We start from the raw sequence: 14506 nt of genomic DNA, 5'->3' as shown, positions 1-14506 counted from the left end.
TTGCCGTGGCATTCCGATCACCGTTCTGGCCAGTGTCGACTGGAGCCGTATCGACCTGAACGAATGGCTCGCGATGCTGACGGCGGCGAACATCATCATCACGCCATCGGACCAGATGACCTTCGAGACATTGACCGAAGGGCAGGGTAACCGCACGGCGACGCGCCTGGACGATCTGCGCGATGTCCAGACAGTCGGCGGGGCCAATCGGGAGGCCGAGGGGCAAGGGTGGTCGGAGACGTTGGAGAGACTGCCCAGGCCGGTCGGATCGGTTCAAGGGCACTGAGCGCGACAACAAGGCAGGAGGTGCGAACTGGCGGGGTGCGTGTCGCCCGGAGAACGTGGCGTCTGGCCAGGGTGCGGGATAGCATCGCCCCATTTGGTTGCGCCAAGTCAAGCGTGGAGCGTGCCGTAGACCCATTGACCTGACGCCACGATGCCAATAGCATTACCAGTATTAATATCGTGGTTTAATATCGGCGTACACTCCTGAGCCAGATCGTTATGGTTGTATCAGTCAGTCTGGACGCGCCTTTCCTTGTCCCTGGTCGCGTACAAGATATGACCGCCGTGACGCTAACCAGCCGCCCGGAAGGGATGCATGTGTTGGAGTGTGAGCGTAATACAGTTGCTAATGTAAGGTAGTCTAAACCGACAGTTAAGGTTCGCATTGCCCTGAAACGTCCACGGCAGGTATCGCCGTCACGGAAATCCAACGCAAAGGCATGAGGGCAATGGGAGCAACCGACTACTCATCCAAGCGCCTGTCTGGTGCGAGACGTCCGCCAGCCATCGTCAGCGCGATCAAGGTCGTCGGCGCGTTGACACTACTCGCCGCGCTCGTGCTTGGATTGTTCTTCCTCGTCGGCCCCTTCCTGCATGCCTTCCGATCTTCCGAATTTTGGTTCGGGATTTCGCATATCGACCAGTTTGCCACGGCCCTTCAACACGCAGAGGGCAATGTGCTGATCCGGATGCTCAACTATTGTAGTTTCCTGGTCACGAGTCTGTTGGTGGTGATCTGTCTGGCGATCTTGACCTTTCGCATCACTGGCGGCGCATTGCGCATGTTTTGGATCGGTCTGCGGGAGCTGAGGCGGCCACTTCTGCCAGGACGCATACCCAATGATTATGCGTCACCGGATGAGCTCTATCGCTTGTTCCGTGAGCAAACCATGCGTGTTTATGAGACGGCAGATGGTGTCATGTCGGCCTTGTTCGGCAAGGGTGCGATGTTCATCTCGCCAGCGGCCCGTGACACGGCGGCGGAAAATGCCAGCCATCTGCACCGCAGGATGACGGTGACGATCCGGCTCGGCCTGTTGCTCATCCTGGTTCTGTGGGGCGGCGACGCATTACTCAACATAGGCGCCCTGGGTGCGTTGGATGACAAGACACAGACGTTACTGGTCGCCGTCATCGATGCGTCGGGTTTGACGCTGCTGGCACTGCCGATAGCAGGGCTGTTGGTCCTCCAACTTCTGGTGGCTGGGATCGAGTATCTGTCGACGGCACGGCTGATCCCTCGTCATGAACCCTCGACCGAGACGTTGCTGCGGACCCATTACTACGACGGTTTCGGCCATCCGCAGCAACTCGTTGGCCGTCTGCCCGACATCGCCAGGGAACTGGCATGGAACGGTTTCCAGAATCGTGTCGCGTCGAGCGGCTTCAACGAACAGGGCTCGCGGGCGGTTGAGGATACCGGATCGTTCTCGGTGACCCTGTTCATTGAACAGCAGCCACGCCCGGTCACGAGCCCCAACAGCGACGCCGCCATTCTGCTGCTCATCGGTGGCTGGGGGCTTTATCTGGCCGCCGTTCTGGTGCTGGTGCTCTTGCTGATACCGCCACCGTTGATGGCGTTCATGCGAGATCTGTCGATCAGTACGCTCTTTCTGCTGGCCCCGCTCTATGTCCCCCTGATGGCGGTGGTTAGCACGCGCGCGTGGCGCGCGGGCGGTCGACTGCTGCGGCAGTCCGATCGTTTCTTCGATTCCCTGCGATTCCAATCCGAGGCCGTCCTCATCGACTTGGATGGTGTCATCAGTCAAGCGAACCTGACGGTCGGCCGCGCCCGTGATGACTCGATCGAGTCGAGCAACCGGGTCATCCGTTCCGATTTCACGGCGCGCTTTCGGGCCGCGCGTTTGATCAGCGAGGTGGCCAACCTCCATGCGGCGCGGATTCCATTGTCGGCCGCACCGTCCGAAGACTCCGAAACTTGGGTGTCGACCCTCGCGGCCGGTATCGAGGCACTACGCAGCGGCGGCGTGCGCCCGCTCGGCGTCGATGTAGCCTCGCCGGAGTTGCAGCGACTGGTGGAACTCAATGCGGCGGCCGCGGCCTTGCGTGAGTTGGGCAAGCGCGAGCCGGAACGGCTCGCGGTGGGCTCGGCCCAGTTATTCGCGCGGAAGGGTCAGGGTGTTGGCGGGCAGAATTCGTTGACATCCGATGAGCCGGTCGCGCGGCTGGCCGGCGGTGAGGATGACGCGTTCAAGGAGTGTCCGACCTGTGCGGAGCCGGTACGGGTGCGCGCGCGGAAATGTCGGTTTTGTGGGTATGAGTTCGAGGTGCATGCGACCTGAGCGCATACTCGCTGAGATTTTGATGGTGCCCCAGTCGGTAGGATCGCAATCAGCTTTGATCGCTGGAAAAATGGGCGCGCTTCGCTTTTTTCATCCTATTGATCGTGGTACTAACGAGATTTTTGATGAAGGGTTAGTTCAAGGGGTAACTGATTATGAAAAAATTGCTTTTGTTAGTAATAAATATAATATTTTCAATGACTTTTTTATTGCAATCAGACTCCGCAATATCTCAAACCAAAAACGATATTAATAATACCTCAGAAGCGCCGTATACTCAAACGAATTTAATATTAGACGAAGCGGTTAGTGATTTGATTTTTAAAAACAATAAGTTTGAAGAGCTGATAAGTCTGCGCATCCCAAAAGAAGATGATAGAGCGATAGTAAACCGCATCAGGAACACTATTTATCCATGGGTAACGGTTCAGCCCTGTCCCATCGGGTGCAATTACTATAAGATTGATAAATCATTATTGACATATCTGATAACAAACGGCCTTGCTTATGTTGAATTGGCAACTTTTAAGCAGATGGCGGGCGCTTTTAATGAGCCTAACAAAAAAGATGAATATCCATTAGATTTTCTTTTTTATACTGATGATTTTAAAAATAGCGGATTATCCTCTTGCAATTTCGGTGAAAACATATACTTCAATGATGGGCATTGCCTTGCTGTGGCCAGAAGAAAATTTCAAGCTGTTACCTATGTTAACCGATACAAGGGAAGCCCTGAAGGTATTGAGACGCAGTTTTTATCAATTAAATTTAAATATAACTTAGAGTCACTTGGAAATTTGCCTGGTTTCCCTGAAATACTTCGGTCATTTGAAGGAAGGGCTAGGTTGCATCAAGACCCAGATTATGGTGAATGGAAGCTCGATGAGATAGAGCTTTCGGATAACGGATGGGCTGAATATTTATCGCTGATGAGAAGTGCATTTCGTGAGCATATAGATGAGCGCCATCCTAAGGGGATGCCCGCCGATTTTGTGAAATTTTTTGTTGAAGAGTATTCTTTTAAAAGCAATGAAAAAGCATTAGCGATTGCAATAAATAAAGATAAAAACTGGACCGGAGCTATTTCATTTGGACAATCATCTCAGGCCGAAGCTAATAGGGGTGCTATGGATGTTTGCAGAGAACAATTATCACAAAAAAACATCCTAGCAGATTGTAAAGTATACGCTGAGGGAAGTCGGGTAGTTCTAAAGCATTTTGATTTTCAAGCCGCAGATTATGCAGAATTATTGCTGGAAAATATCGGAAAGCTGATTGAGGAAAAGCAATTTGGAGAGGCTGACAAAAGCCTGACTATACTGGATCGGGAGTATCTCGATAAATCACGGTTTGGGCCGGATGATAAATATCTTGTTGGTTATCGTAACATACTCGACCGCGAAATGAAGCGTGTTGATCAAAAGATGTTACAGAACACTTTCGTCATGAAAGGGGTGGTTACTCGAAAGTCGGAAATACAGGGGAGTGGTGCTTTTTGGGATTTTGAGTTCAGGGAAGATAAAGGGGTTGATTATATCTTCAGTTGTCATCGGCAGAGTCATTTGTATGTTCGGATCGGTGAGTCTGATATCGATCCATGGGAAGGACAAGGGAAGCTATTAGATGATTACAAACGAGTAAGGCTACATTTTTCCGAGTCTCAACGCGATTATATTTTGACGAAATGCAAGAACGATGGATGCAGCGATATTTGCCCCTCCGTCATTGTCATGCTTCCATCGGAAGTCACGCCCGAGACATCCGCCACGATAACGGCTACCGCCAATATTTGGGATTTCCCCATCACTCCTTATAAACCCGGTTCCTACGCAGGACGCGGCTTCTATTACGACCGCAATCACCTGGGCGAGGATATCCGGCTACCAGAGGGAACACCGGTCCACGCCATCGGTCCTGGAAAGATCGTTTTCTATGGTCCCGCGCCAAGCTATGGTGAACTGGTCACAGCGGTTGAGCACGATTTGGCCAACCCTTGCGATCTGATCTCCGGCAACGGCACTCCGGTGCAAACGCAATCCTTCCTGTCAATCTACGGTCATCTGCGCGCTTGTGACACCCGCGAAAACGGAACCTGTACCGGCCTAAAGATTGGTGCGACAGTCAACAAGGAGACGGTGATCGGCTATGTGAACGATCACAGCGATGACCCCGCGCAGGATCACAACGGCGATGGACGCGAGCATTTGCACTTTGGCCTGCGGCTGTCCAGCGCCGAGCAGGCGCGACAGCGGGACAGTGGCCGATGGCTACGTGGCTATGAGCAGGGCAGCGGGACCGTCGGCGACTTCGCCGCCGGGTCGCTCGCTATCCCGAAGTTACAGGCCGGGTGCGCGGGACAGCCACCGAAACCAGCAGAATTTTGAACGCTGGGAATTACGGGATGAGGCAGGTGAACGATCCGTTGGCTATTGGGACCGTCGGAACAAACGCGGCATCTGTTTTTCTCTCGACGAGACAGGACAGGTCGATGTCATTGATGTCGGATCCAAATCCATCTTTGATTATGAAAGCTGCCATTAAAGAAGTGGCTGGTTTGTGAGGGTCGGGAGGATAGCCAACCAATCGATGCGAGGCGCCTTCCTCTTCCAATCTCCCCGCTGGGGGTGAAATATGTTTTTACGGTCATTCACGGTATTCAATTCAGGGGTTCCAGATGACGACAAGGCGCTTTACAACCCTACTCCTCACGGCAGGTTTGACGATGATCCACCCCGCCATGGCGCAATCCGCCCTGGAGGTCAATTGTTCGGGCAAGGGCGTGTGCCGGGAAGCGCAAACCGGCATGCCGCTGAAGGTACTGCCGCGACCCTTCTCTAACCTCTACAAAAGCAAAGAAGACAGTGAGGGAAACATCCTCAAGGCCAATGTCCGCGCTTTCTATCCGCTCTATGCCTTCGCCCGTGATGACCTGGACGTGACGGTTCCGAACGAGCCGAAGGGCTGGTATCAGGTCGGAGAGTCGGCGCAAGGGCAACCGACGGGCTGGATGCGGGCCAAGGATGTCCTGGAATGGAAACAGGCGCTCATCGTTTCCTATACCCATCCGGGAGAAGGCGACGAGGCACGCAGCCGGGTGCTGATGTTCCAGGATCGGGATCGGCTCAAATCGCTGATCGAGGGGCCAAATCGGGCCGAGACGTTCAAGTCCCTGTACGCGGCCTTGAAGCAACAGCAAGTGCCGGACGGGGTGGTCAGCAAAGAACCGGAGCGTTTCGTCGACATCACCGAGAAGTTCTACATGCTCCCCATCGTCGACTTCGAGATGGTGAACCTCCAGGGCGATGAGGCGCGGTACCTCCAGTTGGCCGCAGCGGTGCCTGGTCAGCGTAGCGACACGGATACCCTGGCCAATCCGGAATTCCGGACGCAGTCGACCCAGGGCAGCGATTTGTTGGTGGATCTCCCAGCGGTCAAGAATCTGGGTGTCGATCTGGTTTTCGTGATGGATATGACGGCCAGTATGCAGCCCTATCTGGATCGGACGAAAGAGGCGATCAAGGCCATCGCAACCGAGACCACGACACTCGCCGAGGCCAAGGGCCATGACACCAAGATTCATTTCGGACTGGTGGGTTACCGGGACGACCTCAAGGCGGTGCCGGACCTGGGTTTCGTCAGCAAGGACTTCACGCCGACCTTGGTCAATGCGGACGAGTTCGGCAAGCTCCTGGACACCGAGGCCAAGGCGGCGACCACCAGCGCCGGCGACTACCCCGAGGAAGTCTTTGCGGGCATGAAGACCGGATTGGCGACCCACTGGGACGACAATGCGTTGAAGTTCTTAATTCTGGTGGGCGATGCCAGCTCGCACCCGGTGGGGCATCCCCAGAACACCACGGGGCTGGATGAAAAGACCCTGCACATCATGGCCGACGACGCGCAGGTCCATGTGCTAGCGCTGCATCTGAACGAGGCACGCGCCGAGAGCGATCATGCCACCGCCTCCGAGCAGTTCGGCGCCCTGGCCAAGGAGCGTGGACCGGAGAACAGCTCGGCGCTGGTCGAGATCGACGTGGAGGACAAGGCGTCCTTCAAGAGCGCAGTCAAAGTCGCTGCCGATCAGGTCGTGGCGCTCATCGAACGGATCGATCAGGCTACTAAGATGGTGGAATCCGCTCCACCCACGACCGGCTCGGGCGAGGCTGGTGGAATTGCAACTAATCCTGGAATCCCGTCGGCTGCCACCCCGGGCGAGCCAGAAACAGCGATGCCCTTACAGGATAAACCGCCATCCCCGCCGGTCGTTTCGACCGTACCGCCTGCAGTGACTGATGCGCCGGCTCCTTCGGCCCCAGTTCCAGCCGCTACACCGACCGAAGGCGTCAATCCAGACCCCGTGGTGCAAACCAAGGCCGCGATGCAGCGGCTGATCGACTCCGCCCTGGTGGAATATCTGGGCAAGAATCAGACTCCGCCGCGCGATGTCATCGCCTGGGCCTTCGACCGGGATCCGCTGAATCCCGCAACCACGGCGCTGGATGTGCGGGTACTCTTGACCAAGCAGCAGTTGAGCGACCTAGTGACCAAACTGGAATTTGTAACGCAGGCACTCAAGATGGCGGAACTGACCCAGATGGCCTTCTTCGACGCACTGTCCAGCGTGGCGGCGGGCACGGTGAAGAACCCGGACCAGATCAAGAACGCGGACAAGCTGAAGGGGGCGGGGTTGTTGGATGCCTTCATCGAGAGCCTACCCTACAAGAGCGATATTCTTTCCCTGAGCAACGAGATGTACGCGGCCATGACGCCGACCGAACGCGCGGAGCTGGAGCGCGGTCTGGAGGCCAAGCTGGCGCTCTATCGGATCGTCAATGAGGATGTGGACGGCTGGGTGAAGCTGAACGAGGGCGACGACGACGCGCAGAAGGTCTACCCGCTGCAACTTGGCGCGCTGCCTTAAAGGAGTTGAACTCCGATGTCGGTCAGCCCGCCATGAGCGACACGGCGATCTTGCCGCGTCACCCGGTCATTGGGTCGGAGGCCCAATGGTCGGCGTCTGTACTCGATGTGCGCGATCTAGTCAAGATGCGCCGCCAGGGCGGCGTCGGTTTCGAGCTGCGGGTGCCGACCTTTCGGGTTGGCAGCGGGGAACTGGTGGCCATCATCGGTGAGAGCGGATGCGGCAAGAGCACGCTCCTCGACCTGTTGGCCCTGGTGTTGCGTCCGACGGAATGTGGCCGCTTTCACTTCCACAAGCCGGGTCAAGGGCGGGATGGCGGACTCTCGGATGTTGCCGCCCTGTGGGCGAAGGGGAGGGAAAATGATCTGGCCCGACTGCGTCGCCATCACCTGGGCTATGTGCTGCAAACCGGCGGTCTGCTGCCGTTTCTCTCGGTCCGCGAGAACCTGAATCTGCCGTTGCGCATCAAGGGCCTGCCTGCGGCGCCGGACAAGGTGGAGGCTTGGGCGCGCCGCATGGGCGTGGAACGACTGTTGGAGAAAAAACCTCAGTTTCTGTCGGGCGGTCAGCGCCAGCGGATTGCCATCCTGCGCGCGCTGATTCACGCGCCGGCGCTGGTGCTGGCGGATGAACCGACCGCAGCGGTGGACCGAACCCGGGCGCGCCGGATCGTCGCCGATTTCAGCATGCTCGCGCGCGAGGAAGGCAGCACCATCGTGATGGTGACCCATGATCAGCCGCTTGTCGCAGACGTAGCGGATCGGATTTTCGGCTTCAGGGTGGAGCAGGTTTCCGACACCCTGACGCAGTCGACTTGCTTGGAGGAAATCCGGTCGTGAAGGGTGGTGATCGTATCGGCTCGCCCGCTCCGGCAACGGTGGTTCGCCTGGCCTTGGCCGACCTGCGTCATGAATGGATCCTGACCCTGTGTCTGGTGCTGGCCATCGCCGCCGTGATCTCGCCGCTGTTGATTCTGATGGGGCTGAAGCACGGCACGGTGGAGACCCTGCGATGCAGTTTGGTTCAGGATCCCGTCTACCGGGAGATCCGTCCGGCCGAGACCCGCGGTTACGATCCAGCCTGGTTCAACCGCTGGGGTGCGCGCACAGATGTGGGGTTTCTAACCCCGACGATCCTACCCGCCTCGTCCATTATCGGCGCGTCTCGGCTAGAGGCAGCAAGTGTCCAGTATCTCGATCTGATTCCGACTGGAGCGAATGACCCGCTGATCCTTGAGAATGGTGGCCGTCTCCCTGGCGCTGGCGAGGTGGTTCTGACTCAGGCCGCAGCCGAGGTGTTGGGCGTCAAAGCGGGGGACGGCCTAGCGCTCCGGGCGACCCGCAACCGGGGCGGCCAACCCGAAGAAGGGCTGACCAGGGTTCGCGTCGTCTCCATCCTCGCGCAACGGGCCAGTATGCTTGCGCGTCTCTACGCGCCACTTGGTTTCGTGCTGGATGTCGAGAACTACAAGGAAGGACTGGCGGTCCCGGAGTTGGGCTGGACTGGAGGCACGCCGATTCCGTATGCGAGTTACGACGGTATCCTCGTCGTGGTTCCCGCGTCCTTGACGCCAGTGAAACGGGCGGGACTCGCCATCGAGACCGGACTGACCGGCAGCGAGGTCATCAGTGGCGAGACGTTTCGAGCGCGCACCGGCCTGACCCTGCCCGCTGGTGTCTCTGCCTATGACTTGAGTCTCCAGAGCGGTTCGATCCAGATGGCCAGTTATCGTGCCGTGAAGCAGAAACTGCGCGGCACGGGGGCGATTCTGCTCCCCTATGCGACCCATCCGAGCCTGGAGCTGGCACCGTCCAATCCCGGGCTGGTGTTTGGGTTATCGGTGTCGGCTGACGAGGCACGGCAGCTCGGTATTCCAGCCCCTCCCTGGGGTGGATTACAGGATGCGCTCGACCATTCGGAACGCTTGCGGCAGGTGCTGTTGGCTCCAGCACCGGCAGTGGCCGCGCCGGCAATGATCGAGGCCATCTCCAATGGCGCGAATGGAAAACTCAGGTTTCCGCTCGCCGTCGTTGGTCAAAGTCAGTCGGACGTCACCCTGGTGCCGGCTGAATTGCTGGGTGTGTTGCGGACCGGTGCGGACCGTCCCATTTCCTATGACCCGGCGGACGGGCGCTTTGTACTCGCGCGTACCGGATTCCAGGGCTTTCGCTTGTATGCCAAGACCATCGAGGAGGTCGCTGGGCTGGAGTTCGATCTGCGGCGCGAAGGGGTCGATGTCATCACTCAGGGACAGGCGATCGAACGTATCCGCATCCTGGATCGGGGTCTCACCAGTGTCTTTTGGATGGTTGCGATGGTGGGAATCGCTGGCGGATTCGCCGCGCTGATTGCGAGCCTTTATGCCGCCGTGCAACGTAAGCGCCGGGATCTGGGCGTGATGCGACTACTGGGCCTGGCGCGGCTGGATGTTTTTCGCTTTCCCATCTATCAGGGTGTCGCCATGGCGGCTCTGAGCTTGCTGTTGGCGATCATCGGCTATTTCACCCTCGCTGGCGCGATCAATCAGGTCTTCTCGGCGGATCTCGCGGTCGCAAGCCAGGCGTGCCGCACGGAACAACGGATCTGTGCCCTGCCCTATTCCTATCTGGCGATTGCATTCCTGGCGACGGTTGGCGTGGCCTTGGTGAGTTCCCTATTTGCCGCTTGGAAAACGACGCGCATCGACCCAGCCGAGGCGCTGCGCGAGGAGTGATGCGACATGTTGCGAAGAAGACTGATGCTGTTGACCCTTGCCTTGGTGGTTGTCACACGGTTGTCCGTTGCGGAGCAGGGGACACCCGACAATCCGCGCCCAGCCGAGGGTGACCTGGCGCTGCCGCTGCCCGACGATGTATCGATGGTCTTCCGGCCCGTGCGCGTACCGGGTAAGTCTTTCTGGGGTGGCGAGGAACGGATCATCCAACTGGGCGATCCGGACGGCGGGATGTTCGAGGGCCTGCAACGCGTTCAGATCAGCGGTTCATTTCCAGACTCGGATCAGGATGGCTGGCTGTATTTCATTGGAAAATACGAGGTATCCAAGCGCCAATACATCGCCTTGATGGGGATGGAGACGTTCCTCGCCGAAAGCGCGAATCCGAAAGACAAAACGCTTTCGAAGTTGACGGGTGCGCAATTGGAAGCCGCGCTCGCCGAGCCGTTATCGGGATTGGGCGTAGCGGCCATTGAGGCATTTGTCCAAGCCTACAACAAATGGCTATTCGATCCCGAGCACCCGGAACGTCTCCAGCGACTGCCCAGACTCGACACCGTGCCCGGCTATCTCCGCTTGCCCACCGAGATTGAATGGGAGTACGCGGCGCGCGATGGCGAGGTTGCAATCAAGGCAAAAACCTTTGGAGAGACGGCCCCCGTCTCCGCCGCCGCACTCAACAACTATGCGTGGCATCGCGACAACGCCAAATCCAAGGTTCGGCCGATCGGGTTGCGTGAGCCGAATGCGCTGGGATTGCACGACATGCTGGGCAACGTCCAGGAGCTGTCCAGCCAGCGATTCCTGCCGGAAATCTGGCAAGGCAAACCGGGAGGGATGGTCGCGCGGGGGGGAAGCGTCCTCACTCCGGCCAAGGAGCTACGTTCTTCGACCCGTGCCGAGGTAGGCATCTTCCGGTGGAACCCGGATCGTCAACGCATGGAAGAGCAGAAGTCTTTGACCACTGGGATGCGTCTGGCCATCGGCTCGGATGTCGTCGTCTCGCCGGAATACTGGAAGACCTTGCAGGGTAGTTACGATGCGTACAAGGAATCGATTCGCAGCACGACACCGGTAGGCATGACTTTGGAGCACCCCGTCTCCCAGGGTGCCACGGCGGTGGGCATGGCCCATGCCGGAATCGATGAGCTGATGAGCAAGAACAAGGAACTCTCCAGCGAACTGAACCGGATCAAGAGTTATATCGAGACGGCCGAGCAGAAGATGGATCAGGCGCAGCACGAAGGGGCGCGCAGCCTGGCTCAGGATGTCCTGCGCAATGCCGCGAATGCCGGCGCCTTCTTATTCAGCGCGGCCCATATGGAAGCACGGGCCAAGGATTTGGGAAAAATGACCAAGCAACTCGGCGATCGCTTCAAAGATCAATTGAAGCTCATCGAAGACAAGGTTGTGGAAAAGCGACAGAATGCCACAGAGCAATTGGATGTCTATGCCAAGCGCGTTGCGGAGTTGGGTGAATATGGAAGTTCCTATGTGGATCAGGCCATCAAGATTCTCGAAAAGAAAGATCTCTCCGAGCGGGAGCGGACCGCGCTCGTCCTGGTGACCAGTCATGTCGGTCAATACCGTGTCACGCGGCGAATTTTACGGGAGGAATGGGGCAATGATTTCGCAAAAGCGTTCAGTCTGGCGTCCGAGTAAAGCCTGTCCATCTCTCGGGATGATGCGACGTCTCGCCCTGGTCCTGATCATGGCAGCCACGACGGCGGCGTGCATCTCCAATCCCACTCGCACCGATATTACCCATGTCGTCGAGCCGGGCGAGAGTCTCAGCAAGATATCAGCCCTCTATACCGGAAGCCCCGATCATTACCGGGCGATTGCCGCGCACAATGGTATCCGCAATCCCAAGAAGATCGAGGTGGGACAGGCCATCATCATTCCCGCCAGCCTGCTGAATCAGGATGCCACATCTACGCCAATAGCCGGTTCGGCACGCGCCAAGACCGCAAGTTCGGCAAAGACCGATACCGCGCGCACGGTGACGGAAGGTGCCGTGACTGGCGGGGTGGTCGGCGCAGGGTTGGGTGCCGTGGCGTGCAAGGACAAACGAGGACAATGTGCGGCACTTGGGGGCGCCATTGGCGCACTGGGAGGCGCCATTGCCGGTAGCCTGCTCGCCGCGACCAAGCAGGATTATGTCGATATCGAAGAGCGACTGAATCAAGAGATCGCCCATGCCAAGCAATACAATCGTGAGCTGAAAGGCCACAATGTTTCCCTGGCGGCTGAGATCAAATCATTGAATGCCGAATTGAGACGATTACAGCGAAGATATAGGAGTGGTCAGGTACAAGCCAGTGAATTAGCAAGTCAGAAACAGAGAGTCAATACTCTTTTGGTCTCCAATGAGAAGCTATTGACTGACTCACGCAAGGAACTCAGTCGCCAGGAGGATAATTACAGAGACTTTACCAAGCCAGGATCAAGCAGCCTGAACGCCGGGAAACTGAAAAGCGAGGTTGCGCTGTTGCGAACCAACATCGACAGGCTCGATAAAGAGACTCGCAAGCTCGCTAGCATCAACAATGATCGCTTGAGCACCTGAACCCATTTACTCATGCCCCGCGTTCAATCATGAATAAGTATGTTTCGACTTCTTTGGTAGCGGTCTTGTTTTCCGGGTGTGCCACGGGACCCGATCTTGCTAATGATCCCCGTTCCGGCGGTTTTTTTGGCGGATTGGCCGGCGTCGTGCGCGGTGATTACGACGCCCGTAAGCAGGAGCGGGAAGACGCGCTTGCGAGCATTCGGGTAGCCAATCAATCCCTGAAACAGGACAACCAGGGCCTGGAGATAACCAAGAATGCAAAGCAGAGCGAGGTGCGAAATCTGAAGCGCCAGGTTGCGAAATTGGATGGCGATGTTCAGTCGCTATCGGCTCAGGTGGCAAACTTAAGGAAGCGTTCGGGAAGTGCGGAGTCGGCGAACTTGCAGCAGCGCGTGGGGAGTTTAGATAAACGAACCAGCGCTCTGAAGCACCGGACCGGAGGAGCGGATACAGCCGCGCTGACCAAGGAAAAAGCGCAATTGGAAAAAGAGTATGGGGCGCTTCTGCAAACCTACATGGTTTTGAATGATACGGGTGGATCCACGAAGGCCCGCCCTGCATCGGCTGGATTGCAGGATATGCCGAAGTGAAAAATCGATGATCTTAATCATCTTCCGGCCACTTCGATGACGCAATTTATAGTGTGCGTCATCGGCGTTAATTGTGCCGCTGCGGAGTTGCTTAGGATCGAGCGACGATCCGCCTACCCTTGGAGCAACTAGATTCCGCAGGAGGGCGATTGGCTATTAAAATTTGAAACCAGAAACCCAGGTTAAAGGCAATAAAAAAAATTATTAGATTATTAGTTATTGCAATGGCACTGCATGGTCTCTCTAGCACTTGCATTGCGGCATCGGGAGATGAAGATTATGTCGGAAGATGGGATTGCGCAACGAAAATGGGAGATTTCTTTGAAATAAAGGCTAACAAGGGGGCCTTTCTGGTTACTGATGAAGGGAACGATAGATATTATTCGTCCCTCGATGACGCGGGTACCTTAAACCGCGCCTAGCACGGGATACGTAATTTTTCTTCCTCTGGATCGAGTGTCGTTCTCGTCCACAGACGGTCGGCGACCGTAAACGGATCGCGGTTGATGGTGTTTGCGAAGTCGCTCACGCGCGCGGTCAACTCCTCGGCACTCGCGTGACAGTGGTGGTCGGTCACATCCTCACGCAACCACCGCCAGAGGGCTTCGACCGGCATGAAATCGGGGCTGTAGCTTGGCAATGGCAGCAGTGTGATCGCCAGTTCCGAAGCGAGGGTCGTCACGGCGCCCGCGCGGTGATAAGGCGCGCCATCCCAGAACAGGATGATCTCCCGATCCGGTTCAAGTGCGCGCAGGCGTTGCAAGACCATCAGCGTATGCTCGGTGTTCCCGCAGGGGAAATCCCAGATCGCCACCTGTCCGGCGTTGTAAAAATACAGGCCATAAAAGCTGACTTTGGCGGACAATCCCGGGGTGTGGGAGCCCACCCACAGGCGCTCCCCGATCGGTGCCCAGCCATCGCCAAGATCGGCCTCTTGGTGGATGTGAGCTTCGTCGATGTAGACCAACAAGGGTGGCTCGGGCCCCATAAGCGCCAACTTAACCGCACCGTTGACGCACTTGTGAGTTCATCATCTGCATGACCCTGGCCGGAACGGTTTGCAAGCGACGGCGGCGCGGACGTTCCTTGAGCACGTCGAGGCAGGCGTCCCAGTGTTCGTCT

Annotated in this window: 11 protein-coding genes; 10 read left to right on the top strand and 1 reads right to left on the bottom strand. The window is 57.2% G+C overall.

Features of this window, described 5'->3' with window-relative positions; all coding sequences use genetic code 11:
• The first annotated feature begins 73 nt into the window (after window positions 1–73).
• The 10 genes from QZY07_RS11555 to QZY07_RS11510 all read left to right on the top strand — a co-directional run bounded on the left by QZY07_RS11555 (window position 74) and on the right by QZY07_RS11510 (window position 13384).
• Window positions 74–286, top strand: coding sequence for a hypothetical protein (locus tag QZY07_RS11555; protein WP_295402594.1), 213 nt, complete (start codon window positions 74–76; stop codon window positions 284–286).
• Between the two features lie 448 nt (window positions 287–734).
• Entirely contained in the window at window positions 735–2588 is a 1854-nt protein-coding gene (locus tag QZY07_RS11550; RefSeq protein WP_295402592.1) for a zinc ribbon domain-containing protein, read from the top strand.
• Window positions 2578–2841, top strand: a complete 264-nt coding sequence (locus QZY07_RS11545) for a hypothetical protein (protein ID WP_295402590.1) — start codon at window positions 2578–2580, stop codon at window positions 2839–2841. Before QZY07_RS11550 ends, QZY07_RS11545 begins: the two co-directional genes overlap by 11 nt.
• Window positions 2786–4972, top strand: a complete 2187-nt coding sequence (locus QZY07_RS11540; protein WP_295402589.1) for a M23 family metallopeptidase — start codon at window positions 2786–2788, stop codon at window positions 4970–4972. The genes QZY07_RS11545 and QZY07_RS11540 overlap by 56 nt, the downstream gene beginning before the upstream one ends.
• Window positions 4973–5325: 353 nt before the next feature.
• Window positions 5326–7509, top strand: coding sequence for a vWA domain-containing protein (locus QZY07_RS11535; RefSeq protein ID WP_295402587.1), 2184 nt, complete (start codon window positions 5326–5328; stop codon window positions 7507–7509).
• 32 nt (window positions 7510–7541) lie between these two features.
• A complete protein-coding gene (locus QZY07_RS11530; protein WP_295402585.1) occupies window positions 7542–8348 on the top strand; it encodes an ABC transporter ATP-binding protein in 807 nt (268 codons plus the stop codon).
• Window positions 8345–10222: an FtsX-like permease family protein gene (locus tag QZY07_RS11525; RefSeq protein WP_295402583.1), complete on the top strand. Its 1878-nt coding sequence runs from the start codon at window positions 8345–8347 to the stop codon at window positions 10220–10222. Before QZY07_RS11530 ends, QZY07_RS11525 begins: the two co-directional genes overlap by 4 nt.
• A gap of 6 nt (window positions 10223–10228) precedes the next feature.
• The gene (locus tag QZY07_RS11520) at window positions 10229–11884 is read left to right on the top strand and encodes an SUMF1/EgtB/PvdO family nonheme iron enzyme (protein ID WP_295402581.1); all 1656 of its coding nucleotides are present in this window, start codon (window positions 10229–10231) and stop codon (window positions 11882–11884) included.
• Window positions 11847–12791, top strand: a complete 945-nt coding sequence (locus tag QZY07_RS11515; protein WP_295402579.1) for a LysM peptidoglycan-binding domain-containing protein — start codon at window positions 11847–11849, stop codon at window positions 12789–12791. The genes QZY07_RS11520 and QZY07_RS11515 overlap by 38 nt, the downstream gene beginning before the upstream one ends.
• Before the next feature lie 29 nt (window positions 12792–12820).
• Entirely contained in the window at window positions 12821–13384 is a 564-nt protein-coding gene (locus QZY07_RS11510; protein ID WP_295402577.1) for a hypothetical protein, read from the top strand.
• A 418-nt stretch (window positions 13385–13802) separates the two neighbouring features.
• Here the strand turns inward: QZY07_RS11510 and QZY07_RS11505 are convergent, their stop codons facing one another.
• Window positions 13803–14354, bottom strand: coding sequence for an IS630 family transposase (locus tag QZY07_RS11505; protein WP_295402575.1), 552 nt, complete (start codon window positions 14352–14354; stop codon window positions 13803–13805).
• Window positions 14355–14506 lie beyond the last annotated feature (152 nt).

The sequence above is a fragment of the uncultured Thiocystis sp. genome (genome assembly GCF_903866365.1).
Taxonomy (GTDB): Bacteria; Pseudomonadota; Gammaproteobacteria; order Chromatiales; family Chromatiaceae; genus Chromatium.
This window is presented reverse-complemented; position numbering and strand designations above follow the sequence as displayed.

Bases quoted from the DNA above. Each gene is read 5' to 3' on its own strand.
- QZY07_RS11520 (WP_295402581.1), top strand. From the start codon at position 10,229: ATGTTGCGAAGAAGACTGATGCTGTTGACCCTTGCCTTGGTGGTTGTC.
- QZY07_RS11550 (WP_295402592.1), top strand. From the start codon at position 735: ATGGGAGCAACCGACTACTCATCCAAGCGCCTGTCTGGTGCGAGACGT.
- QZY07_RS11535 (WP_295402587.1), top strand. From the start codon at position 5,326: ATGGCGCAATCCGCCCTGGAGGTCAATTGTTCGGGCAAGGGCGTGTGC.
- QZY07_RS11555 (WP_295402594.1), top strand. From the start codon at position 74: ATGCTGACGGCGGCGAACATCATCATCACGCCATCGGACCAGATGACC.
- QZY07_RS11515 (WP_295402579.1), top strand. From the start codon at position 11,847: ATGATTTCGCAAAAGCGTTCAGTCTGGCGTCCGAGTAAAGCCTGTCCA.
- QZY07_RS11540 (WP_295402589.1), top strand. From the start codon at position 2,786: ATGACTTTTTTATTGCAATCAGACTCCGCAATATCTCAAACCAAAAAC.
- QZY07_RS11510 (WP_295402577.1), top strand. From the start codon at position 12,821: ATGAATAAGTATGTTTCGACTTCTTTGGTAGCGGTCTTGTTTTCCGGG.
- QZY07_RS11530 (WP_295402585.1), top strand. From the start codon at position 7,542: ATGAGCGACACGGCGATCTTGCCGCGTCACCCGGTCATTGGGTCGGAG.
- QZY07_RS11545 (WP_295402590.1), top strand. From the start codon at position 2,578: ATGCGACCTGAGCGCATACTCGCTGAGATTTTGATGGTGCCCCAGTCG.